Origin of the sequence: Micromonospora sp. DT228, assembly GCF_049841595.1 — a bacterium.
Lineage (GTDB): Bacteria > Actinomycetota > Actinomycetes > Mycobacteriales > Micromonosporaceae > Micromonospora.
Map to the genome: position 1 here is coordinate 432,269 of NZ_JBNCKO010000001.1, position 22,405 is coordinate 454,673.

The 22,405-nt window shown below is 71.6% G+C and carries 22 protein-coding genes and 1 tRNA gene; 10 read left to right on the top strand and 13 right to left on the bottom strand.

Annotation, left to right across the window (positions count from 1 at the left end; genetic code table 11):
- Nucleotides 1-181: 181 nt before the first annotated feature.
- The 3 genes from ACLQ29_RS01825 to mca all read right to left on the bottom strand — a co-directional run bounded on the left by ACLQ29_RS01825 (nt 182) and on the right by mca (nt 4,115).
- Nucleotides 182-2,713, bottom strand: a complete 2,532-nt coding sequence (locus tag ACLQ29_RS01825) for a putative bifunctional diguanylate cyclase/phosphodiesterase (RefSeq protein WP_425769932.1) — start codon at nt 2,711-2,713, stop codon at nt 182-184.
- Between the two features lie 178 nt (nt 2,714-2,891).
- Nucleotides 2,892-3,185 (bottom strand): hypothetical protein, encoded by a 294-nt coding sequence (locus ACLQ29_RS01830; protein WP_425758203.1) that lies wholly within the window; start codon nt 3,183-3,185, stop codon nt 2,892-2,894.
- Nucleotides 3,186-3,233: 48 nt separating this feature from the next.
- Nucleotides 3,234-4,115 (bottom strand): mycothiol conjugate amidase Mca, encoded by an 882-nt coding sequence (mca, locus tag ACLQ29_RS01835; RefSeq protein WP_393366501.1) that lies wholly within the window; start codon nt 4,113-4,115, stop codon nt 3,234-3,236.
- A 203-nt stretch (nt 4,116-4,318) separates the two neighbouring features.
- Here mca and ACLQ29_RS01840 point away from each other — a divergent pair, with 203 nt between their 5' ends.
- Entirely contained in the window at nt 4,319-4,759 is a 441-nt protein-coding gene (locus tag ACLQ29_RS01840) for a DUF4307 domain-containing protein (RefSeq protein WP_425770150.1), read from the top strand.
- 156 nt (nt 4,760-4,915) lie between these two features.
- Entirely contained in the window at nt 4,916-5,413 is a 498-nt protein-coding gene (greA, locus tag ACLQ29_RS01845) for a transcription elongation factor GreA (RefSeq protein ID WP_099850624.1), read from the top strand.
- A 58-nt stretch (nt 5,414-5,471) separates the two neighbouring features.
- Here the strand turns inward: greA and ilvA are convergent, their stop codons facing one another.
- The 4 genes from ilvA to ACLQ29_RS01865 form a co-directional block, all read right to left on the bottom strand.
- Complete coding sequence (gene ilvA, locus ACLQ29_RS01850) at nt 5,472-6,692, bottom strand: threonine ammonia-lyase (protein WP_425769934.1); 1,221 nt, start codon at nt 6,690-6,692, stop codon at nt 5,472-5,474.
- Between the two features lie 499 nt (nt 6,693-7,191).
- Entirely contained in the window at nt 7,192-8,601 is a 1,410-nt protein-coding gene (locus ACLQ29_RS01855) for an amidase (protein ID WP_425769935.1), read from the bottom strand.
- Nucleotides 8,602-8,613: 12 nt separating this feature from the next.
- The gene (locus tag ACLQ29_RS01860; protein WP_425769936.1) at nt 8,614-9,756 is read right to left on the bottom strand and encodes a cystathionine gamma-synthase; all 1,143 of its coding nucleotides are present in this window, start codon (nt 9,754-9,756) and stop codon (nt 8,614-8,616) included.
- A 113-nt stretch (nt 9,757-9,869) separates the two neighbouring features.
- On the bottom strand, nt 9,870-10,919 hold the full coding sequence (locus tag ACLQ29_RS01865) for a hypothetical protein (protein WP_425769937.1): 1,050 nt from the start codon (nt 10,917-10,919) through the stop codon (nt 9,870-9,872).
- Nucleotides 10,920-11,168: 249 nt separating this feature from the next.
- Here ACLQ29_RS01865 and ACLQ29_RS01870 point away from each other — a divergent pair, with 249 nt between their 5' ends.
- The 5 genes from ACLQ29_RS01870 to ACLQ29_RS01890 all read left to right on the top strand — a co-directional run bounded on the left by ACLQ29_RS01870 (nt 11,169) and on the right by ACLQ29_RS01890 (nt 14,652).
- Nucleotides 11,169-11,591 (top strand): HIT family protein, encoded by a 423-nt coding sequence (locus ACLQ29_RS01870; protein ID WP_425769938.1) that lies wholly within the window; start codon nt 11,169-11,171, stop codon nt 11,589-11,591.
- 75 nt (nt 11,592-11,666) lie between these two features.
- On the top strand, nt 11,667-12,329 hold the full coding sequence (gene msrA / locus ACLQ29_RS01875) for a peptide-methionine (S)-S-oxide reductase MsrA (RefSeq protein ID WP_425769939.1): 663 nt from the start codon (nt 11,667-11,669) through the stop codon (nt 12,327-12,329).
- A gap of 232 nt (nt 12,330-12,561) precedes the next feature.
- Nucleotides 12,562-12,903, top strand: a complete 342-nt coding sequence (locus tag ACLQ29_RS01880; protein ID WP_425769940.1) for a hypothetical protein — start codon at nt 12,562-12,564, stop codon at nt 12,901-12,903.
- 313 nt (nt 12,904-13,216) lie between these two features.
- Nucleotides 13,217-14,146: a ribonuclease Z gene (locus ACLQ29_RS01885; protein WP_425769941.1), complete on the top strand. Its 930-nt coding sequence runs from the start codon at nt 13,217-13,219 to the stop codon at nt 14,144-14,146.
- Complete coding sequence (locus tag ACLQ29_RS01890; RefSeq protein ID WP_393366487.1) at nt 14,143-14,652, top strand: GNAT family N-acetyltransferase; 510 nt, start codon at nt 14,143-14,145, stop codon at nt 14,650-14,652. Before ACLQ29_RS01885 ends, ACLQ29_RS01890 begins: the two co-directional genes overlap by 4 nt.
- 157 nt (nt 14,653-14,809) lie before the next feature.
- On the opposite strand, the gene ACLQ29_RS01895 is transcribed toward ACLQ29_RS01890, so the two are convergent.
- A complete protein-coding gene (locus tag ACLQ29_RS01895) occupies nt 14,810-16,180 on the bottom strand; it encodes a cystathionine beta-synthase (protein ID WP_393366486.1) in 1,371 nt (456 codons plus the stop codon).
- A gap of 72 nt (nt 16,181-16,252) precedes the next feature.
- Nucleotides 16,253-16,609 carry a YkvA family protein gene (locus ACLQ29_RS01900; RefSeq protein ID WP_393366484.1) on the bottom strand — a complete coding sequence of 119 codons (357 nt, stop codon included), beginning with the start codon at nt 16,607-16,609 and terminating at the stop codon, nt 16,253-16,255.
- A gap of 150 nt (nt 16,610-16,759) precedes the next feature.
- Here ACLQ29_RS01900 and ACLQ29_RS01905 point away from each other — a divergent pair, with 150 nt between their 5' ends.
- The 3 genes from ACLQ29_RS01905 (at nt 16,760) to ACLQ29_RS01915 (ending at nt 20,027) form a co-directional block, all read left to right on the top strand.
- Complete coding sequence (locus ACLQ29_RS01905; RefSeq protein ID WP_425769942.1) at nt 16,760-17,809, top strand: SGNH/GDSL hydrolase family protein; 1,050 nt, start codon at nt 16,760-16,762, stop codon at nt 17,807-17,809.
- Complete coding sequence (locus ACLQ29_RS01910) at nt 17,806-18,618, top strand: SGNH/GDSL hydrolase family protein (RefSeq protein WP_425769943.1); 813 nt, start codon at nt 17,806-17,808, stop codon at nt 18,616-18,618. Before ACLQ29_RS01905 ends, ACLQ29_RS01910 begins: the two co-directional genes overlap by 4 nt.
- Before the next feature lie 146 nt (nt 18,619-18,764).
- Nucleotides 18,765-20,027 carry an acetyl-CoA C-acetyltransferase gene (locus ACLQ29_RS01915; protein WP_425769944.1) on the top strand — a complete coding sequence of 421 codons (1,263 nt, stop codon included), beginning with the start codon at nt 18,765-18,767 and terminating at the stop codon, nt 20,025-20,027.
- A 26-nt stretch (nt 20,028-20,053) separates the two neighbouring features.
- Here ACLQ29_RS01915 and ACLQ29_RS01920 read toward each other — a convergent pair whose 3' ends face one another.
- The 4 genes from ACLQ29_RS01920 to ACLQ29_RS01935 all read right to left on the bottom strand — a co-directional run bounded on the left by ACLQ29_RS01920 (nt 20,054) and on the right by ACLQ29_RS01935 (nt 22,327).
- Nucleotides 20,054-20,374, bottom strand: a complete 321-nt coding sequence (locus tag ACLQ29_RS01920) for a hypothetical protein (RefSeq protein ID WP_425769945.1) — start codon at nt 20,372-20,374, stop codon at nt 20,054-20,056.
- A 33-nt stretch (nt 20,375-20,407) separates the two neighbouring features.
- Nucleotides 20,408-21,166: a Bax inhibitor-1/YccA family protein gene (locus tag ACLQ29_RS01925; RefSeq protein WP_425769946.1), complete on the bottom strand. Its 759-nt coding sequence runs from the start codon at nt 21,164-21,166 to the stop codon at nt 20,408-20,410.
- Between the two features lie 155 nt (nt 21,167-21,321).
- Nucleotides 21,322-22,137: a Bax inhibitor-1/YccA family protein gene (locus tag ACLQ29_RS01930; protein ID WP_357241764.1), complete on the bottom strand. Its 816-nt coding sequence runs from the start codon at nt 22,135-22,137 to the stop codon at nt 21,322-21,324.
- Between the two features lie 109 nt (nt 22,138-22,246).
- A tRNA-Leu gene (locus ACLQ29_RS01935) sits at nt 22,247-22,327 on the bottom strand.
- Nucleotides 22,328-22,405 lie beyond the last annotated feature (78 nt).

Consider the following 22,405-nt stretch of genomic DNA (forward strand, 5'->3'; position numbering starts at 1 on the left):
CCCGGGTCCGCCTCTGCTCTGCATGCCGCCCGGGGCACGGCTTTGTCTGGGTGGCAGTGATCCTCAGCGGCGCGGGCCGATCTGGCAGCCCTGCTTGTGATGGTAGAAACTTACCGCCCTGGTGCCCGATTTGGCAAGCGCACTCCGCTGCGCAGAATCTGTTAACCCCTGATTCCTCCGGTCAGGAGGCGCCGTCGGCGCGCAGCCGGAACACGTTCGACTCCGCCGAGTCGCGCAGCGACCCGAGCACCGCGCCGATCTTGTCGGCCGGCATCGGCTTGAAGAAGTGGTAGCCCTGCGCGGAGGTGCAACCCAGCTCGGCCAGGGCCAGCCGCTGCTCGGCGGTCTCGACCCCTTCGGCGACCACGCGCAGCCCCAGCTCGTGGGCGAGCCCCACGGTCGTCCGTACGATCGCGGCGGCCTCCGGCGAGTCCGTCATCCGGATCACGAACGAGCGGTCCACCTTCAGCTCGTCCACCGCGATCCGGGTGAGGAAGGTCAGCGACGAGAAGCCGGTGCCGAAATCGTCGACCGCGAGCTGCACGCCCATCGACCGGAGCGTGGCCAGCACCTCGTCGATGATCTCCAGCTCGCTCATCACCACCGTCTCGGTGATCTCCAGGACCAGTCGGCGCGGTGGCACCTGATGGCGGCGCAGCGCCTCGGCGATCTCCGCCGGCAACCGGGGGTCGAGCAGGCTGCGCGCCGACAGGTTGACCGAGATGGGGACGTCGAGCCCTTCCCGGGCCCAACCGGCGGCCACGCCGAGGGCCTTGTCCAGCACGTAGCGGGTGAACGTGCCGAGCTGCTCGCTGTTTTCCACCGGACGGATGAAGTCGGCCGGGGTCAACCACCCGCGCCGGGGATGCCGCCAGCGGATCAGCGCCTCCACCCCGGTGGGCGCGCCGGTGGCCAGGTCGACAGCCGGTTGCAACGCCAGCACCAACTGGTCGTCGACCTTCAGCGCCTCGCGTAGCTCGGCCAGCAGGGCAAGCTGATCGGTGCTGGCCGCGTCGCGGGTGCCGTCGTACGAGGCGACGTTGCCGCCGCCCTCCTTGGCCTGGTACATGGCGATGTCGGCCCGGCGCAGCAGCTCGGTCAGGTCGGCGGTGCCGGCGTCGGCCACCACCACCCCGACGGAGACCTCGATCGACATCCGGACGCCGGCCACCTCGGTCGGCGCGGCCAGTCGCTCGGCGATCTCGCGGGCCTGACGCAGTGCGTGGGCAATCGGGGCGGCCCGGTCACCGAGCACCGGGACCGCGGTGAGCAGCAGGGCGAACTCGTCGCCGCCGAGGCGGCCGAGCAGGTCGCCGGGGCGGGCCAGCGCACTGAGCCGGTTCGCGGTCAGTCGCAGCAGTTGGTCGCCGGCGGCGTGACCGAGGGTGTCGTTGACTTCCTTGAACTGGTTGATGTCCAGCAGCAGCAGCGCCACCGGGTGATCGTGCGCGAGTTGTCGCAACGACTGATCGCCCTTGCCGAGCATTGCCGCCCGGTTCGACAGCCCGGTGAGCGGGTCGTGCACCGCCTCGTACGACGAACGGGCGGTGACCAGCCGCAGCTCCCGGTGGGTCGCGGCGTCGTGCAGCGCGGCAGCGAGGGCGTCACCGAACGCGGCCACCGCGTCGCGTTCCCGGGCGTTGGGTGGGGCGGAGCGGGGAAACCGCACCCGCAGCCGACCGACTGGAGCGGCGCCGACCGACAGTGCCCGGCTCAGCTCGTGCTCGTCCGGCTCGGAGTGGTCCGGTGGGTCGGTCTCCCGGTCGACGAACTGGCCGGTGGCGTCTCCCCGGTAGCGGTGCCACCGGCCGTCGGTCCGAGCGACGTCGACGTCCACCAGTTCGGCGTTGAACAGCGTCAGCGCCCCGGTGACCGCCGCGCTTGCCACACCTCGTTCGTCGAGCTGGTTGAGGGCCGCGGTGGCTTCGGCGAACGCTCGCCAACTGCGGCGCTCCTGATCGGAGCGCAGCCGGTAGCGGTAGGTCTGTTGCAGCAGCCACAGCAGTGGTGGGAGCAACAGCAACCACCGTGGGTCGAGCTCCAGCAGGGCGACGACCACGAGCCCGACCGCGACGTTGCCGACGAACATCAACAACTTGCCGCGCAGCGCGGCGAGCAGCGGCGGCCCGATCGGCAGCCCGTGCCGCAGGCCCAGCGTCACCCCACCCAGCCAGGCCGTCACCAGGAGGTAGGTCACCGACCCGGCGATCACGGCCAACGCCAGCGTCGGGGTGGGCGGGGCGAGCAACGGCTGCCCGAGCGCGGTGGCCACGGAGACGGCGAGCGCCGTGGCGGCGGCCAGCGACGCGGCGATCCGAAGGATCTCCAGGGCCGGGCGGCGGTCGGTGTGCAGTGAGAGCATCGTCCAGGCCAGGCCGGTGCCGAGCAGCGTGGCGGACGGCAGCCAGCCGGCCGGCGTCAGGTGCAGGCAGACGATCAACGCCGCCTCGCCCCAGGTGATGCTGACCATGCCCGCGGCCGACCGGAACCGCAGCCGGGCGAGCTGGGCGAGAGCGAGCACGCCGACCGCGATGCCGAATCGGGCCGGCCCGCCGAGGGGGTCGTCGGCCGGCAGCCTGGCGGGCAGGGTCAACCCGACCGCGGCGGCGACCAGGGCGGTCAGGGTGACGGCGGCGGTGAGCACGAGCAGGCGGCCCGGTGTGCCCCGCGCCCCGAGCCGGTCGAACGAGTCGCCGGCCGGACCGGAGGTCATCGACCTCCCCCGTCAGCCGACCGACCGATGATGCGGCGGGCGGCCGGTGCTGTGTTGGTCATCGGCGCCCCCTCCCGCACACGGCTCGGGGACTTTTGGTCCCCCGGCGGAAGGCTAAGCCAAACCGGGTGGCCGCAACAGGGGGCGACCACCCGGTTGGGCGTGATTCACGCGCTGGCTACCCGTTCCGGTGCTGCTGGTGCCCATTGGGGCCGGCAGTGGATGAATCGCGCCCCGCGGTCCCGTCTGTCGGATCGACGACTGAAGCGTCGGCCCTGGTCGGGTCGGCCGGCCCCGCCTGCTGCGGGAACCGGTCCGGCAGGCGGCGCAGCCGAGCGTTCATGTTGCGGATCAGCAGGATGGTCGCGGCGGCCAGCAGCAGGATGAGGAAGAGGCCCATCGGCCCGGCCAGACCACCCGTGCGGGTGTCACCGAAGTTGTTCTCCGCGAGCACCTGGGCAGCGGTCAGCATGGCGTTCCTCCGATGTGCGGTTGGTAACCAGGGTAGCCCTGCCCGGAATCAGCGCGCGTGCGCCGTCTCGCGCACCCCCGCGAAGAGATCGGACTCGGGCAGCGGGCTGTCGACCATGGATCGGGCCAGCTCGAAGTCCTCCGTCGGCCAGGCGTGGCGCTGCAACTCCATCGGCACGTGGAACCAGAAGCCGTCCGGGTCGACCTGGGTGGCGTGGGCGCGCAGCGCGTCGTCGCGGACGGGGAAGAACTCGGAGCACTCCACCCGCGTGGTGATCCGTGGGCCCTTGTCGGGCCGGTCCTCCCAGCGCTTGAGCCACTCCTCGTAGGGCGACTCCTTGCCCGCGGCCAGCATGCCCTCGTGCAGCGCCATGATCTTGGCCTTGGAGAAGCCGATGTCGTAGTAGAGCTTCAGCGGCTGCCAGGGCGCGCCCAGCTCCGGGTAGCGCTCCGGGTCACCGGCGGCCTCGAACGCGGCCATGCTCACCTTGTGGCACATGATGTGGTCCGGGTGCGGGTAGCCGCCCTCCTCGTCGTACGTGGTCACGACGTGCGGACGGAACTCGCGCATCAGCCGCACCAGCGGGCCGGCGGCCACCTCGACGTCCTGTAGGGCGAAACAGCCCTCGGGCAGCGGCGGCAGCGGGTCGCCCTCGGGCAGCCCGGAGTCGACGAAGCCGAGCCAGGCCTGATCGACGCCGAGGATCGCCCGCGCGGCGTCCATCTCGGCGCGGCGGATCTCGCCGATGTTGGCCCAGACGTCGGGACGGTCGAGCTTGGGGTTGAGCACGCTGCCGCGCTCCCCGCCGGTGCACGTCACCACCAGGACGTCCACGCCCTCGGCGACGTACTTGGCCATGGTCGCCGCTCCCTTGCTCGACTCGTCGTCGGGGTGCGCGTGCACGGCCATGAGTCGCAGCTGCTCTGCCAACTTCGGCACTCCTCGTCTGTGCCGGCCGGTGGACCCGACCGGGCTCGACCGGCTGACCTGCCGGGGATCGTTGCTCACCGCACCCTGTCGCCGGCCAGCACCGCAGGGCATGACCTGCCATTCCTGCCGCTGGACCGGGTGGGAGGATGGACTCTGTCATTCTTGCCGATGCCGCCGACAACAACGCCAGGAGATACCCGCCGGTGACCGAGACGCACGCCACACTTTCGCCAGGCGCTCCGGTTTTTCCCGCCGGACGTTACGGCCGTCGCCGGGCGCCTGGCGGCGAACGCCGTCGCAGCCTGCTCGCCGCGCTGGTGCTGCTGGCGCTCGTGGCGACGCTTACCGTGATCTCGGTGCGGCTCTACCGCCAGTACGGCGATCCGGTCTACGACGCCCAGGTGATCACCTACACCGACATCACGGACACTCAGGTGCTTGTCGACTTTCGGGTGACCGTGCCCGCGGGCGGCTCGGCGGTCTGCGTGCTGCGCGCCCGGGACCGCGCGGGCGCCGAGGTGGCCCGTGACCAGATCACCGTCACCGCCCAGCCCGGCGACCGGCACGTCACGACCCGGCACCGCCTGACCACCACCGCGCGGCCGTTCATCGGCGAGGTTCTGCGCTGCCGACCCCCGGCCTGAGCTGCCACAACAGCCTCAGCGACAGGCCTCGGAGGGTGCCTACCCGGGGTGTCGGATCCGGACACCCGCGGTGATGGCCGACACGCTGTGTCGTACCGCACTGGTAACTTGGTAGTTCACCTGTCAGCCAGCCACGCACAACTGAGGAGAACGCCTGTGTCCACTGGCAACGAGGCGCCCGCCACCTGGCTGTCCCAGGACGCGCACGACCGCCTCCAGGCCGAGCTCGACGAGCACATCGCCAACCGTCCGGCGATCGCCGCCGAGATCAACGCTCGGCGCGAGGAGGGCGACCTGCGGGAAAACGGCGGTTACCACGCCGCCCGCGAGGAGCAGGGCAAGGCCGAGGGACGCATCCGCTACCTGCAGGAGCTGCTGCGCACCGCGAAGGTCGGCGAGGCGCCGACCGCGGACGCGGTGTCGCCCGGCATGGTCGTGACGATCTACTTCGACGACGACGCCGACGACACCGAGACCTTCCTGCTCGGCTCTCGGGAGATCGCGGCCACCACCGACCTGACCGTCTACAGCCCCGAGTCCGCGCTCGGCAAGGCGATCCTGGGCGGTCGGCCCGGGCAGACCTGCACCTACACGGCACCCAGCGGCGCCGACATCAAGGTGACAGTTGTCAGTTTCGAGCCCTTCTCCGGCTGACGTCGCCGGCTCCACCGCAGCTCAGACGCACCGCCCCGAGGCGTGGCACCCACAGGTGTCACGCCTCGGCGGCGAAGACCACCTGGTAGCCGCTGGCCCGTAGGGCGCTGATCAGCGTGTCCGAGTGCTCCACGCCCCGGGTCTCCACCGACAGCGCCACCTCCACCTCGCCGAGACTGAGGTGCGGGTTGGCGCGCTGGTGCTCCACGTCCACCACGTTGGCCCGGTGCTCGGCGATCTGAGTGAGCAGCGACGCCAGTTGTCCCGGCCGGTCCGAGCAGCGCACCGTCACCCGCAGGTAGCGACCTGCGGCGGCCAGACCGTGCTCGATCACCCGGAGCATCAACAGCGGGTCGATGTTGCCGCCGGAGAGCACCGCGACCACAGGCGTCTCCACCTCGACCACGCCGGCCAGCAGTGCGGCGACGCCGACCGCCCCGGCCGGCTCGACCACCTGCTTACCACGCTCCAGCAGCATCAACAGCGCCCGGGAGATGTCCTCCTCGGAGACCGTGACGATCTCGTCGACGAGCTTGCGCACGTGGTTGAAGGTGATCTCCCCGGGCCGACCGACCGCGATGCCGTCGGCGATGGTGAAGAACGCCGGAAGCCGGACCGGCTCCCCGGCCACCAGCGAGGGAGGGAACGCCGCCGCACTGGCCGCCTGGACGCCGATGATCCGGACGTCCGGTCGCAGCGCCTTCGCGGCGACCGCCATGCCCGAGATGAGGCCGCCGCCACCGACCCCGGTGATGATCGTCTTCACGTCCGGGCACTGTTCGAGGATCTCCAGCGCCACCGTGCCCTGGCCGGCGATGACGTCCGGGTGGTCGAACGGGTGGATCAGCACCGCTCCGGTGCGCTCGGCGTAGGTCTGCGCGGCGACAAGTGACTCGTCGACGGTGTTGCCCGCGAACTCGACCTGCGCGCCGTACCCCTTGGTGGCGGCCACCTTCGGCAGCGGCGCGTTTACCGGCATGAAGACTGTGGCGTGCGTGCCGACCAGGCCCGCGGCGAGGGCCACGCCCTGCGCGTGGTTGCCCGCGCTCGCCGCGACCACGCCGCGCTCCCGCTCCGCCGCCGACAACCGGGAGATCCGCACGTACGCGCCGCGCACCTTGTACGAGCCGGCGCGCTGCACGTTCTCGCACTTGAGCCAGGTCGGCCCGCCAAGTGCCGCGCTGAGCGGGCGGGAGGGCTCCAGCGGGGTGGTCCGGATGACACCGGCGAGCAGTTCCCGTGCAGCCCGCACGTCGTCGAGACCGACCAGTTCCGTCATGCCCCGATCGTGCCACCCGCCTCCGGAGCCCTCTGCGGCGACACCGGCCTCGACTGGTGTCCCGGCCCGGTGCGTTGATCCACCCGACATCCCTGCTATCGCGGTATCAACCGGGCGGTGACGGCGCGATATCCGCAAGCCCGAGTGGATCATGTCCGGGACTGGCCCTCCGGCCCCGGCGGGGTCACGGTCGGCGCGGGAGCGTCCGACAGCGGCCCACCCGGGAACGGCCCACCCGGGAACGGCCCACCCGGGAACGGCCCACCCGGGAACGGCCCACCCGGGACTGGCCCATTCGGCCACGCTGGCGCCGCGCGGGCGATGCCAGACCGATGCCGCGTACCCGATAGGTCGGCAGCCCGGGTGTGACGGCGGGCTGGCCCAGCGGCGTGTAGCACCGCTGGCACTCGTTGTGCTCGGGGGACGTGGGGCCCCCACAGGTCTGGCAGTGCATGACAGCCCCCGGGTCCGCGCGATGATGCGCGCACACCGTAGACGATCACGCGGCAGCCGGCGACCCTGTTCCGACCCGGGGGTAACCGGGAGCGTGCCGCGCCCACGGTGCGGCCATCTCGAACTGGCCGGCCACACCGAGCAGCAGCAGCTCCGAGCCCGGCGGACCGACGATCTGCACGGCGACCGGCAGACCGTCCGGGCGGCGGCCCACCGGCACCACGATCGCCGGCAGACCGGCGATGTTCCACGGCGCGGCGAACGGGGCGTACCGGATGTTGGCTGTCATGTTCGCCCGCCAGGACCGGTCGGACCAGCGTGCCGCCTCCGGTGGCGCGCTGGCCAGCGCCGGGGTGAGCAGCAGGTCGACCGAGTGGTCGGTGAAGAAGTCGACAGACCGTTGCCGCCACGCGGCCCGATCCGCCTCCCGCACGTAACCGCGACGCTGCGCCCACTCGCCCAAGGCGACGTGCCGACGGGTACGCCGTTGCAGGCCCCGGCGGTCCAACCCGGCGGCCCGCACGTCGGTGGCGGCGGCGGCGAGCCAGGTGGCGATGCCCTGCAGGCCCAGCGCGGTGGGATAGACCGGATCGGCCGGTACGGTGTCGTGCCCGGCGGCGGCGAGGAGCCGACCGGCGGCGGCGACCGCGTCCCGGTTGGGGGCGTCCGGTGCGACACCCCGCACCGGGGAGCGCAGCGAGACACCCACCCGCAGCCGTTGCGGCGGAACCAGCTTCTCGGGCCGCCGGCCGGCGAGCACCGAGAAGCCCACCGCCGCGTCGGCGACCGTGCTGGTCAGCATGCCGTGCTCGGTGAGGCCGAACCAGTCGTCCGCGCCGAGCTGGCAGGGGACCACACCTCGGCCCGGTTTGAGCCCGACCAGCCCGCAACAGGCCGCCGGGATCCGGATCGAGCCGAGTCCGTCGTTAGCGTGCGCGATCGGCACCAGCCCGGCGGCCACCGCGGCGGCCGCGCCACCGGAGGACCCACCGGGGGTACGCGTGCTGTCCCACGGATTGCGGGTCACCGCGTGGTCGTCGTCGGTGACCGCCCACAGCCCCAGCTCCGGCATCCGGGTCACACCGAGGATCACCGCGCCGGCACCGCGCAACCGGCGCACCACCTCGTGGTCGGCCTCCGCGACGTCGCTGCGTGCCGCCGCCGACCCGTTCCAGGTGGGCAGGCCGGCGACCGGAGTGTTCTCCTTGACCGCCACCGGCACCCCGGCAAGTGGCAGGTTGGCCAGGTCCTCCTGCTCGTCGACCTTCTCCGCCTCGGTGATCGCCTCACCGCCGCGGACGACGCGGAACGCGGCCAGCTCGCGGTCGGCGCGGGTGATGTACTCAAGGTGGTCGGCGACGACCTGCGTGGCCGACACGTCACCTCGGCGTACGCCCCGGGCGATCTGCTTGGCGGTCGCCCCGACCCAGGTCGCCATGATGTCCTGCACGGCCATCCTCCCCAGCGGTCAGCCCAGCGCCTGCTCCAGATCGGCGAGTAGGTCGTCGACCGTCTCGATGCCGACAGACAGTCGCACGAGATCGCCGGGAACTTCAAGCGGCGAGCCGGCAGCACTTGCGTGTGTCATCCGACCCGGGTGCTCGATCAGGGATTCCACGCCTCCCAGCGACTCGGCGAGTATGAAGAGCTTGGCGCGGTTGCAGATGTCCACGGCGTGCTCCTCACCACCTGCGGCACGGAACGAGATCATGCCGCCGAACCGGCGCATCTGCTTGGCGGCGATCTCGTGACCAGGGTGCGACGGCAGCCCGGGGTAGAGCACCTGGGCCACCTTGGCGTGCCCGTCGAGGTATGCGGCCAGCCGCTCGGCGTTGTCACAGTGCCGGTCCATGCGTACGCCGAGGGTCTTGATGCCGCGCAGGGTGAGCCAGGCGTCGAAGGGGCCGTTGATCGCGCCCATCGCGTTCTGGTGGTAGCGCAGCTCCTCGCCGAGCGCGGCGTCCGCGACGACCAGGGCGCCACCGACCACGTCGGAGTGCCCGCCGATGTACTTGGTGGTGGAGTGCACCACCACGTCCGCGCCGAACGCGATCGGCTGTTGCAGGTAGGGCGAGGCGAAGGTGTTGTCCACCACCAGCAGCGCGTCCGCGTCGTGTGCCACGGCGGCCAGGGCGGCGATGTCGGCGATGCCCAGCAGCGGGTTGGTCGGCGTCTCCAGCCAGACGATCTTCGTGCGGCCGGGCCGCATCGCCGCCCGGATCGCCGCCGGGTCGGAGACCTTCGCCGGGGTGAACTCCAGGCCCCAGCGCTGGGCGACCCGGGCGAACAGCCGGTACGTGCCGCCGTAGGCGTCGTCCGGGATCACCACGTGGTCGCCCGGCTGGCAGACGGTCCGCAGCAGGGCGTCCTCCGCCGCCAGACCGCTGGCGAAGGCGAGCCCTACCGGCCCACCCTCCAGCGCTGCCAGGCACTCCTGGAGCGCGTCGCGGGTCGGGTTACCGGAGCGGCTGTACTCGTAGCCGAGCCGGGGCGCGCCGACGGCGTCCTGGGCGTACGTGCTGGTCTGGTAGATCGGTGGAATCACCGCGCCGGTCCGCGCCTCGGGGTCCTGACCGGCGTGGATCGCGAGCGTGTCGAAGCCGTGGGTCATTCTGGTGAGGCTAGTGCCCCGACGCAGAGGGCTGGAACGGAACCCGCGCTCCCGGGCGGGGCCGGACCGTCTGGCCCGGCCCCGCACACGCCGACGATCCGCCGGCGAGCCGGTCAGCCGGCCGGAACGGGCAGGACGTGCAGGGTGACCGGGCGGACGCCGGTCCAGTCGTAGGACACCGCGTAGACCCGGGCTCCGTTGGGCGCCCAGGCCAGCGCGCCCGGACTGAGCTCGTCGTTCAGCTCGAAGTGGGCCAGCTCGGTGCCGTCGGCCCGGAAGAGGAACACGTCCGGGTCATAGGAGGCGTCCGCTCCGCCGGCGACCTTGGTGCCGTCGCGGGACACCTCGACCGCACTCGGGTACGCGCCGGTGTCGTAGGTCGCCGACGGGGTGCTGATGTCGGCGAACGGGAACGCCTGCACCTTGTACGGGGAGCCGGAAGCGGTGAAGACGGTGGTGCCGGTGGGGTCGAGCGCGACGTCTCGCAGGTTGCTGCCGACCGCCATGAAGTCGTTCTCCCGGGGTGCGCTCAGTGCGCCCCCGGCGCCGATCGTGTACGCGTACACCGACGCGGGACTCAACCCGGGCTGCCCGGCCAGCAACACCGAACGGTTCTGGCTGGCGGCGGTCAGCAGCGGGGCGTCGTAGAAGTCCTGGCCGGTGGCCACCCCGGTGGTCACCAGGGCCGGCTGGCGTCCCAGGTCGATCCGGCCGATGTTGCCGCCCCACTGGTCACAGCCGTAGCCGAACCACAGGTAGCGCCCGGTCAACGCGAGCGACGACGGGCACTCCCCCTCGCCGGTGTCGTACCGGGCCGACTCGACAAGCGACCCGGTGTTGAAGGCGGCGATGGCGTTGGCGCTGGGCAGCGCCACGTAGAGCGTCTGCCGGTCGGCGCTGAGCAGCAGGTCGCTGGGGCCGGGCAGCCCCGACAGGGTGCCGACCACGGTGCCCGTCGCGCTGGTCACCACGACCTCGGTCGAGGAGTAGCCACCACTGACGAAGACCCGGTCACCGGCCGACACCACGTCGGCCACCCCCGGCAGCGACAGCGGGGTGGCCGTCTGCGCGGGAGCCGCCTGGGCGGGGGTCGAGATCGCGGCGGTCAGCAGCCCGACGGTCAGGGCGGCCAGGGCCAGGGTCGGGCGTCTTCTGATGAGCAAGGTGCGTCCTTTCGAGGTTCGACGAACGGGACCCGGACAGCCGGGGTCGTCAGGTCGACACGAGGAATCGGCTCGTCGCCGTGCGGACGCCGTCCACGCGGCAGCCCGCCTCGGCCGACCGGCCGGGCGTCGCTGTCGCGACAGCACGTCTTCCCCCCGTGTGCTTATCCAGACTTGTCTATGACTATCACAGTCGATGCATGCGTGGGGGGGCACCGTGGTCCGTCCGCCCCGGCATAGCCTGAGCCGATGAGCGGTTGCGTGTTCTGCGGGATCGTGGCGGGTGAGGTGCCGGCGTTCCGGGTGGCCGACACACCGGACGGGGTGGCGTTCCTGGACACCCGACCGGTGTTCAAGGGGCATGTGCTTGTGGTGCCCCGAGTCCACCTGGTGACCCTTGCCGAGTTGCCGGCGGACCTGCTGCCCGGCTACTTCGCGCTGGTCCAGCACCTGGCGGTGGCCGTGGAGACCGGCCTGGGCGCCGGTGGGACGTTCGTGGCGATGAACAACAAGGTGTCCCAGTCCGTCCCACACCTGCACACCCACGTGGTCCCACGAACCAAGGGCGACGGGCTGCGGGGCTTCTTCTGGCCGCGTACCCGCTACGAGGACGACGCCGAGGCCGGGGCCTACGCGAAACGGGTTGCCGCCGCACTCCCGGGCGGGGCCTGAGTCACACCGGCGCGGGTAAGGAAGGTGGACCCACCGGTGTTACACGCTGGGAGAGGTACGAGAGGAGATCCCCACGTGTTTTTGCGCCGTATGAACGCTGAGATGGTTTCGCCCGACCAGGCCCTGCCGGGCCGTCCGATCGCCATGCCGGTCGCCGACCGCCACGAGGTGCTGGGCACCCCGTTGAAGGGCCCGTTCCCGGAGGGCCTGCAGGTAGCGGTCTTCGGCATGGGCTGTTTCTGGGGCGCCGAGCGGCTGTTCTGGACGCTGCCGGGCGTCTACACCACCTCCGCCGGGTACGCGGGTGGCAGCACCAAGAACCCGACGTACGAGGAGACGTGTTCCGGCCGGACCGGGCACGCCGAGGTCGTCCAGGTGGTGTACGACCCCAGCAAGATCAACTATGAGGACCTGCTGAAGGTCTTCTGGGAGAACCACGACCCGACCCAGGGCATGCGCCAGGGCAACGACGTCGGCACCCAGTACCGCTCGGCGATCTACACGACCACCGACGAGCAGCGGACCATCGCCGAGTCGTCCCGGGACGCGTTCCAGCCGATCGTGAGCCGGGCCGGCAAGGGTGAGATCACCACCGAGATCGCTCCGCTCGGCAGCTACTACTTCGCCGAGGACTACCACCAGCAGTACCTGGCACCGACCAAAAATCCGAACGGCTACTGCAACCACGGCCCGAACGGGCTGAGCTGCCCGGTCGGCGTGGCCCGCGTCGGCGGCTGAAACCTGTCGTCCAGCTCCGGGCCCACGGTGTGTTCGTCACACCGTGGGCCCGGTCCCGTTTTCGGCCACCTGGCGGCGACCCCGCACGACGCCAGGTTTTCTCCGTGGATATGCGAGACAACCGATATCTCGTGGCGTAATCAGCTCGTTGCCGACAGCTCCCATGATCCATAAACTTCAGTCGCCTCGCCCGCAGTCTGGCGGGGCGACCACCCAACGGGAGGAAGTCGGCATGGGAAAACGACGGGCAATCCACGCGGCGGTGCTAACTGTCGCGATCGGCATCGCTGCCAGTTTGTTCACCGCGGGTAGCGCGCAGGCCGGGCCGCCCGGCTACCCGGAGAATTGCACGAGCGGTTACAGCGATTCTCGTACCGGCTACGCGACCTGCTGGGGCGGTGCCGGCACGTTCCGGGCGAAGGTCCGCTGCGACGTCTCCTGGGCGCCGGACTACGACCGCTACTCCTCCTGGGTCTGGGTCATCCCAAACAAGCAGACCGCATCCGCCTGGTGCGACAGCGGCGACCGGGCCTTCAACGGCGGCTACCAAACCCGGAGCATCCTCGACAGCTGAGCTTCCCGCTCCGCCTGTGATTCAAATCCGTTGCGGAGCCTCGCCGGGACTCGATAACGTGGCCGTACACGTGAAGGGAGGTGGTCCAGACTTGTATAGCAATCGGACTCGTGAGGTGGCTGTCAGCTAGCCGCTGTCCTCGACAGTGATCGGTCCGCCGCGAGGCGGGCACCAGCACCATCGTCGAGACCGTGTGGCAGCGGTGCGGCGAATCCACGACAGCCACCCGACCCCCGGGGTGCCGGCCAAGTCCAGCCGGCCCGCGCACCAGCGCGGAGCGCCCCGGGGGTCGCTCCATCTCCGGGGAGCGGCGATGTCCATGCGCGAGCTGGTGATCCTCGGAACGGCCAGCCAGGCGCCGACCCGTCAGCGCAACCACAACGGGTACGTGCTGCGCTGGGACGACGAGGTGATCCTCTTCGACCCGGGCGAGGGCACCCAGCGCCAGTTCCTCCACACCACGGTCACGGCCACCGACCTGACCCGCATCTGCGTCACCCACTTCCACGGTGACCACTGCCTCGGCCTGCCCGGCACCATCCAGCGACTCTCCCTGGACCGGGTGCCGCACCCGGTCGCCGTGCACTTCCCGGCGGGCGGCGCCGAGTACTTCGCCCGGCTGCGGCACGCCACCTCCTTTCACGAGACCGCCGAGTTGGACGTCACCCCGATCGAGGAGGACGGGCAGCGGATCGCGCTGGGCTGCGGCACCCTGGAGGCACGCCGACTGCGGCACCCCATCGAGACGTACGGCTATCGCCTGGTCGAGCCGGACGGCCACCGGATGCTGCCGGAGCGGCTGTCCGCGTACGGCATCAGTGGGCCGGCAGTCGGCGAGCTGATCCGCGTCGGGCACCTGGACCTCGACGGACGTCGCGTCACCCGCGACGAGGTGAGCGTCCCCCGGCCGGGGCAGCGGTTCGCGTTCGTGATGGACACCGGCCTCTGCGACGGGGTGTACGCCCTCGCCGAGCACGCCGACCTGCTGGTCATCGAGTCGACCTTCCTGGAGTCGGAGGCCGCGCTCGCCGCCGAGGCCGGCCACCTGACCGCGGCGCAGGCCGCCCGGGTGGCGACCGAGTCCGGGGTACGCCGGCTCGTGCTCACCCACTTCTCCCAGCGCTACTCCGACCCGCGCCGGTTCCACGACGAGGCCCGCGCGCACTTCGACGGCGACCTGATCATCGCCGAGGACCTGACCACGGTGCAGCTCCCACCCCGCCGGGTAGCCTCGGCCGGATGACCGTCTCGCTCCGCCCCGCGACCGCTCGCGACATGATGGCGGTGGGAGCCCTGCACCAGCGCTCCCGGATCGCCGCGTACTCCGCCTTCCTGCCGGCCGAGGCGTTGGCCGACCCGACGCCGGAGGCGATGGGGCGGTACTGGGCGGAGCGGTGGCAGTGGGAGCGGGACAACCACCGGATGACCGTGGCCGAACGGGCCGGGGCGCTTGTCGGGTTCAGCTACCTGGGTCCGGACGACGAGGACGACCCCGCCACCGGGCTACTCAACGCGATCCATCTCGACCCTGCCGAGCAGGGCCGAGGCACCGGTCGCACGCTCATGGTCGACACGTTGGAGGCCATGCGGGCCCGTGGCTGGCGGCGCGCGGTGCTCTGGGTGCTGCGGGAGAACGCGCACGCCCGCGCCTTCTACGAGCGCGGCGGCTGGACCCCGACGGGCACCGAACGGGACGAGGCGATCGGATCAGCACCAACCCGCCAACTCCGCTACACCCGCCCCCTCTAGCCCTGCCCCACCCTGACCCCGCCCTGCCCTGCCCCGCCCCCACTGCGTCGATCTTGCACTTTCTGTCGTGCGTATGTCGTTTATGCGGCATATGCGGGGACAGAAAGCGCAAGATCGACGGGCAACGGGGGGAGGGCGGGGCGGGGTTGGGGCTGGGCTAGTGGGCGCCGAGGTGGGACAGGAGGTCCTGGCGGGTGAGGACTCCCTTGGGCTTGCCGTCGACCAGGACCAGGGCGGCGTCGGACTTCTCCAGCAGGCCGACCGCCTCGCTGACCGGCTGGCCGCCACCGATCATCGGCAGCGGGTCGCCCATGTGCCGCTCGATCGTGTCGTGCAGGTGGGCCTGGCCGGTGAAGAGCGCGTCGAGCAGGTCCCGCTCGGCGATCGAGCCGGCCACCTCACCTGTCACCACCGGCGGCTCTGCCTTGAGCACCGGCAGCTGGGAGACGCCGTACTCGCGCATGTAGTCGATGGCGTCGCGAACCGTCTCGGTGGGGTGCACGTGCACCAGCTCGGGCAGCCCGCCCGGCTTGCTGGCCAGCGCGTCGGCCACGGTCGGCTCGGCGCCGGAGTTGTCGAGGAAGCCGTACCGGGCCATCCACGAGTCGTTGAAGATCTTGGAGAGGTAGCCCCGACCGCCGTCCGGCAGCAGCACCACGACCACGTCGTCCGGGCCGGCCCTGCGGGCGACCTCCAGCGCGGCGACCACCGCCATCCCGCAGGAACCGCCGACCAGCAGCCCCTCCTCGCGGGCCAGCCGCCGGGTCATCTCGAAGGACGCCTTGTCGGAGACCTCGACGATCTCGTCGGCGACACCCCTGTCGTACGTCTCCGGCCAGAAGTCCTCGCCGACACCCTCCACCAGGTACGGACGGCCGGTGCCGCCGGAGTAGACCGAACCCTCCGGGTCGGCCCCGATGATGCGCACCCGACCCTCGGAGGCCTCCTTGAGGTACTGGCCGATGCCGGAGATGGTGCCGCCGGTGCCGACGCCCGTCACGAAGTGGGTGAGCCCGCCCTCGGTCTGCTTCCACAGCTCCGGGCCGGTGGTCTCGTAGTGCGAGCGCGGGTTGGCCGGGTTGCTGTACTGGTCGGGCTTCCAGGCGCCGGGGATCTCGCGGGTCAGCCGGTCGGAGACGTTGTAGTACGAGCGCGGGTCCTCCGGGGCGACGGCGGTCGGGCAGACCACCACCTCGGCGCCGTACGCCCGGAGCACGTCCTGCTTGTCCTGGCTGACCTTGTCGGGGCAGACGAAGACACACTTGTAGCCCTTGAGCTGGGCCACCAGGGCCAGCCCGACACCTGTGTTGCCGCTTGTCGGCTCGACGATGGTGCCGCCGGGCTTGAGCAGGCCGGCGGCCTCGGCGTCCTCCACCATCCGCAGCGCGATCCGGTCCTTGACCGAGCCGCCCGGGTTGACGTACTCCACCTTGGCCAGCACGGTGGCCTGGATGCCCGCGGTGACGTTACGCAGACGGACCAGCGGGGTGTTGCCGATCATGTCGACGACGTTGTCGTAGAACTGCACGGTGTGCCCTTCGTTGCGGCGCCGGCAACGGCGGCCGGGCAGACGTTTCCTCGCCGTCCAGCGTACGTGTCGTCAGGGCACCAGCCCCCCGGGGATGACCGAGCTGCGCCCCGCCTCCCACTGGAGGAAGCGATCGGTCTCGGCGAGCACGCTGCCCGCCAACCACGTGATCATGACCGCGTCGTCGGCCAGCCCGAAGATCGCCAGCGGGATCTCCGGGAGCAGGTCGATGGGCGAGACGATGTACGCCGTCGCCGCCGTCATCAGGGCCAGCCGAAGGCCGCCGTCGTACTCCCCCTTGGTGGTGGCCCGGATCATCCGGGGCAGGGCGGCCAGGCGGGTGCCCAGCGACGGCCCCCCGCGTGCCCCTGCCGTCAGTGCCCGCGCCAGGGCCGCGAAGGCCGCGCTGCGCTTCAGTGTCTTCCCCATCGTCGCGCTCCTCTCCGCCGGATCAGCGTGGCGGGTCGGCGCAAGTCCGCCGGCCTCCGCCCTACGGATACCCCGTCGCGTCGGTTTCCAGGCACTCGGGTGCCGTCACGACGACAGCGGCATGTCGGGGCGGCGCGATAATGTCGCGGTATGGGGGTGGCTGATTCCGTCGTACCCGGAGAGCGCTGGCGGCAGACCTTGCGGTTCGCCCGCCTGGCGGCGATCGGGACAGGCGCCACCGCGGCGGCCGCGGTGGCGACCGGCGGGGTGCTGCTCGGCCAGGCCCGGCAGGCCCGGCGCACCATCCCGATGGCCGAGGCGCCGCCACCGCGCATCGACGGGATCTACGGCGCGAAGTTCCCCGGCCCGGCCCTCACCATGGTCGTGCTCGGTGACTCGTCGGCCGCCGGCTACGGGGTGCACCGCCGTCGGGAGACGCCCGGGGCGCTGCTCGCCACCGGGCTGTCCCGTCGACTGCACCGGCCTGTGCAACTGCACCGCTTCGCGGTGGTCGGTGCCATCTCCGCGGCGCTGCGCCACCAGGTGGAAGCGGCGCTGGAGTGCCGACCCGACATCGCGGTGATCCTCATCGGCGGCAATGACATCACCAACCGGACCCCGCGTGGGCTGGCAGTGCGCTACCTCGTCGAGGCGGTGCACACGCTGCGTGACGCCGGGTGCGAGGCGGTCGTCGGCACCTGCCCCGACCTGGGTGCGATCCGCCCGATCCAGCCCCCGCTGCGGTGGCTGGCGCACCGGTGGAGCCGCCAACTCGCCGCGGCCCAGACGGTCGCCGTGGTGGAGGCGGGCGGTTGGACGGTCTCTCTCGGTGATCTCCTCGGCCCCCGGTTCACGGCGGAGCCGACCCGGATGTTCGCGTGGGACCGGTTCCATCCCTCCGCCGAGGGATACGCGATGGCCGCCGCCGCGCTCCTGCCGACGATGCTGTCGGCGCTCGGCGCAGGGCAGGAACGACGGACCACACCGACGTGGGGAGAGGGCGTACGGTCGCTGCCGGAGGCCGCTGCGGAGGCGGCCCGGCACGCCGGCACCGAGGTCAGTGGCACCCAGGTCCGGGGCCGCGACCGGGGGCCGGCCGGCCGGTGGGCGCAGTTGCGCCGCCGGGCGTTCTTCGGTGTCGGCGCGGTGCCGCAGCACGGATCCGCCCCGGACGCCTCGACAGTGGAGGGACTGGCATGAACGAGCGCAGCGAGCGGGGCACGACCGCGGGCCTCGCCGGCCGACTGGGCCGGGCGGCGGCGTTCTCGCTGCTCGCCGGCACCGTGGGCGGCGCGGCCGTCCTGGCCGGGGAGGCGTTCGTCGCCCGGCACCGGCGCTACGCCCAACCGGAGCTGGGGCTGGCCCTGCGGGCCACGATCGGCCGGGCGGGCGCTCCGCCGCTGCGGCTGGTGCTGCTCGGCGACTCGTCGGCGCTCGGCGTGGGCGTCGACCGTCTCGACGACACCATCGGCGGGCAGTTGGCCAACCTGCTCGCCGAGGGCCCGACCGGTCGACGCGTGCACCTGTCCAGCGTCGGCGTCTCCGGTTCCCGCTCGACGGACCTCGCCACCCAGGTGGCCCGAGCCCTGCTCGGTGAACGACCCGACGTGGCGCTGATCCTGATCGGCGCGAACGACGCCACCGGGCTGCGCCGCCCCTCCGACGCGGCGGCCTATCTGGCCGCTGCGGTGCACCGGCTGCGGGAGGCGCGGGTCGAGGTGGTGGTGGGCACCTGCCCCGACCTCGGCGCGGTGCGTGCCATCGCACCGCCACTGCGCCAGGTGATCGGCTGGTCCGGGCGTCGGATGGCCCGCGCGCAGACCGCCGCCGTGCTGGACGCCGGTGGCTCGGTAGTCGACCTCGCCACCGAGACCGGGCCGGTGTTCCGGGCCGACGCGGGGACGCTCTGCCACGACGGTTTCCACCCCTCCGCCGACGGCTACCGGGTGTGGGCGCACGCGCTGCTGCCCGCCATCGTCGCCGCGGCGACGGTCGCGACCCGGCGCTAGATCGTCCCCGGCCAGCCTCTCGCCGTTGATCATGGAGTTATTGCTCGTCCGACCGGCGAGTCGGCGCTATAACTCCATGGTCGGGTGACATTTCCCGCCGCGCCGGCTCCTTCCGCGCCATGTTACTGACGGGTTAACGTTGGCTCATGCCGATTGAGTCGTCCCGCGACGCCGTCATCGTCGCCACCGCCCGCTCCCCCATCGGCCGGGCACACAAGGGGTCCCTGCGCGACGTCCGCTCCGACGACCTCGCCGCGACAATCGTCCAGGCCGCACTGGACAAGATCCCCGCGCTCGACCCGACCACCATCGACGACCTCTACCTCGGGTGCGGCCTGCCCGGGGGCGAGCAGGGCTTCAACATGGCCAGGGTGGTGTCCACCCTGCTCGGTCTGGACACTGTGCCCGGTGCCACCCTGACCCGCTACTGCGCCTCGTCGTTGCAGACCACCCGGATGGCGATGCACGCGATCCGGGCCGGCGAGGGTGACGTGTTCGTCTCCGCGGGCGTGGAGATGGTCTCCCGCTATGCCCGGGGCAGCTCCGACGGGCTGCCGCCCGAGGCGCAGGCGCTTGTCGGCGGCGGTTGGGAGAACCCGCGCTTCGGGGCGGCCAGCGAGCGCTCGAAGCGCCGCACGCAGGGCGGCGCCGAGGTGTGGACCGACCCGCGCGAGGCCGGTGAGCTGCCCGACATCTACCTGACCATGGGGCAGACCGCGGAAAACCTGGCCCAGGTGTACGACGTGACGCGCGCCGACATGGACGAGTTCGGCGTACGCAGCCAGAACCTCGCCGAGAAGGCCATCGCCGACGGCCTCTGGGCCCGGGAGATCACCCCGGTCACCACGCCGAACGGCACCGTGGTGAGCACCGACGACGGCCCCCGGGCCGGCGTCACCCTGGACGCGGTCGCCGGCCTGAAGCCGGTGTTCCGTCCGGATGGTCGGATCACCGCGGGCAACTGCTGCCCGCTCAACGACGGCGCGGCAGCCGTCGTGGTGATGAGCGCCCAGCGGGCCGAGGAGTTGGGGCTGACCCCGTTGGCCCGGATCGTCTCCACAGGTGTGACAGCCCTGTCGCCGGAGATCATGGGCCTCGGGCCGGTCGAGGCGTCCCGGCAGGCGCTGCGCCGGGCCGGCATGACCATCGACGACGTCGACCTCGTCGAGATCAACGAGGCCTTCGCGGCGCAGGTCATTCCGTCCTACCGCGAGCTGGGCATCCCGGAGGAGAAGCTGAACGTGATGGGGGGCGCGATCGCGGTCGGCCACCCGTTCGGTATGACCGGCGCCCGGATCACCGGCACCCTGCTCAACGCCCTGGAGTGGCACGACAAGACCATCGGTCTGGAGACCATGTGCGTGGGCGGCGGCCAGGGCATGGCCATGGTGCTCGAACGGCTGAGCTGAGCTGAGGCAGGCCCGCCCCGCGGGCCTCAGAGCGCGCTGCGGGTCGCCGTCACCTCGGCGGCGGCCCGCGCCAACACCTCGTCGCCGGCTCCGGCGGCCCGCAGGTCGGCCGTCACCACCCGCAACTGGTCGGGCAGCGCCAGATCGTTGTCGAGCCGGGGCACGCTCCGGCGCGGTGTGCCCTCGGCGTCGGCGGCCAGGTTGGCGAGCTCCTGCACCAACCGGTGCACCAGGTCGGCGCGGGGCACGTTGCCGGTCGTCGCGACGGCCGCCCAGCGCGGCTGCTGCCAGTGCCCGACCTGACCGACCAGCAACCGTACGGCCTGTTCCAACTCCGCTGCGCTCATCGCCGCCGAGTCTACGGCCGACCCGCGCGCCGGTCAGCGACGCAGGTAGCTGAGCAGTCGCAGCAGCTGCCAGTAGAGGAAAACCAGGCCGGTGAGCAGGCCGAACGCACTCAGCCACGCGTACCGGCGGGGTCGACCGTCGCGCACCGAGCGCTCGACGAGGTCGAAGTCCAGGATGAAACTGAACGCACCGGCGATGATGGCCACCACCGAGAAGGCGTACGGCAGCCAGCCCACCTGTCCACTGACGCTGTAGACCGCCAGAGCAGACCGGCCGGAGATCAGGTACGACACCAGGTTGACCACGCTGAGCACGGCGATCCCGAGCAGCGTCCCGATCACCAGGCGGGCCAGCCGGGGCGTCGCCCGGATCACCCGGGCCCGGTAGAGCGCCGCCATGCCGAGGAAGACGCCGAACGTGCCGGCCACCGCCTGCACGACGATGCCCGGGTAGACCTGCTCGAAGGTGCGACTCGCCACCCCGAGCAGCAGGCCCTGGAGCACGGCGTAGCCGACGATCGGCACCGGATTGGTGATGCCCCGCAACGAGATGACCAGGACCAGCGCGATCGAGGCGAGCGCGCTGCCGGCCAGCGCGGCGCCGAGCCAGGCCGCGTCCGGGACCACCGCCCAGGACACCGCCGCCGCCACACCGGTGACCAGCAACAACCCGACGGTACGGGTCACCACGTCGTCGACGGTCATCGGCTCGACGTCGCGGGCACCGAGCACCCGGGACTCCACCCGGCCGGTCTCGTCCAGCCGGTTGAGCACCGGGTTGTTGCTGCGCACCGCCGCCTCCTTGGCCCGCGTACCCCCAGGGCTTGTGTCACGCCCTCGCAGTCACTCTGCCCCGGACGGGCCGGCGGCGGCGGGGAAACGGCGCCGACGACGGCGCCCGCCCCCGCCGAAGCGGGAGCGGGCGCCGGTCGGCAGTGCGGACGAGGTCAGTCGTCGCCCTGGAAGTAGCTCAGCAGACGCAGGATCTCGATGTAGAGCCAGACCAGGCTGACCAGGATGCCGAACGCCGCCACCCAGGAGTAGCGCTGCGGCAGGCCCATCCGGACGCCGTCCTCGATCTCCTTGAAGCTGAGCACGAAGCTCAGCGAGGCGACCACGATGCAGACCAGGCTGAAGCCGATGGCCAACGGGCTGCCGTCACGCAGGCCGGTGTTGACGCCGAACAGCGCCAGCACCAGGTTGATCATCATGACGGCGAAGAGGCCGACCATCGCCGCGATCATGCCCTTGACGAACGCCGGGGTGGCCCGGATGACCTTCGCCCGGTAGAGCATCGCCATCAGGAAGAAGATGCCGAAGCTGGCCACCGCCGCCTGGAGCACGATGCCGTCGTAGAGCGTCTCGAACGCCTTGCTGACCATGCCGACGAAGACACCCTCGACGACCGCGTACGCGATGACGAGGGCCGGGTTGGCCATCCGGGAGAACGAGATGATCAAACCGAGGACCAGCCCGACCACTGCCGCGCCGATCCAGGCGGTGCCGACGAGCGCGTCGGGCACGAGCACCCAGGCTGCCGCGGCGGTGATGCCGAGGATGCCGAGCAGAGCGACGGTCTTGACGACGACGTCGTCGACAGTCATCGGCGCCACGGTGGGCGGCGCGGCCGGGTAACCGGCCTGGGACGGGTACTGCTGGGGAATGCCGGGCTGTCCGTACGGCCCGGCCGGGGCGTACCCGGCGGAACGCTCCCGCTCGGCCGCCTGGCCGAGCCGGGCGAGCACCGGGTTCGAGGTCTTCACTGTCTGGCCTCCCTCAGGGGGTCGTGTGCACGTGAACGTGCCCTCCAAGAGTAAACGGCGCAGCCTAGTCCTGGTGATCACGAATGAGAATGTGTCGAGCTGAGGGGGGTGCCCGGGGCGGGGGTCGAACCCGCACGCCTTGCGGCAGCCGCTTTTAAGGCGGCCGTGTCTGCCTTTCCACCACCCGGGCGGGTGGCACCGGCGCGTCGACACGCGCTGTGCAGTGTCACCGTAACCGGTTAGCGGCGTCTCGACGTACCCAGCAGGG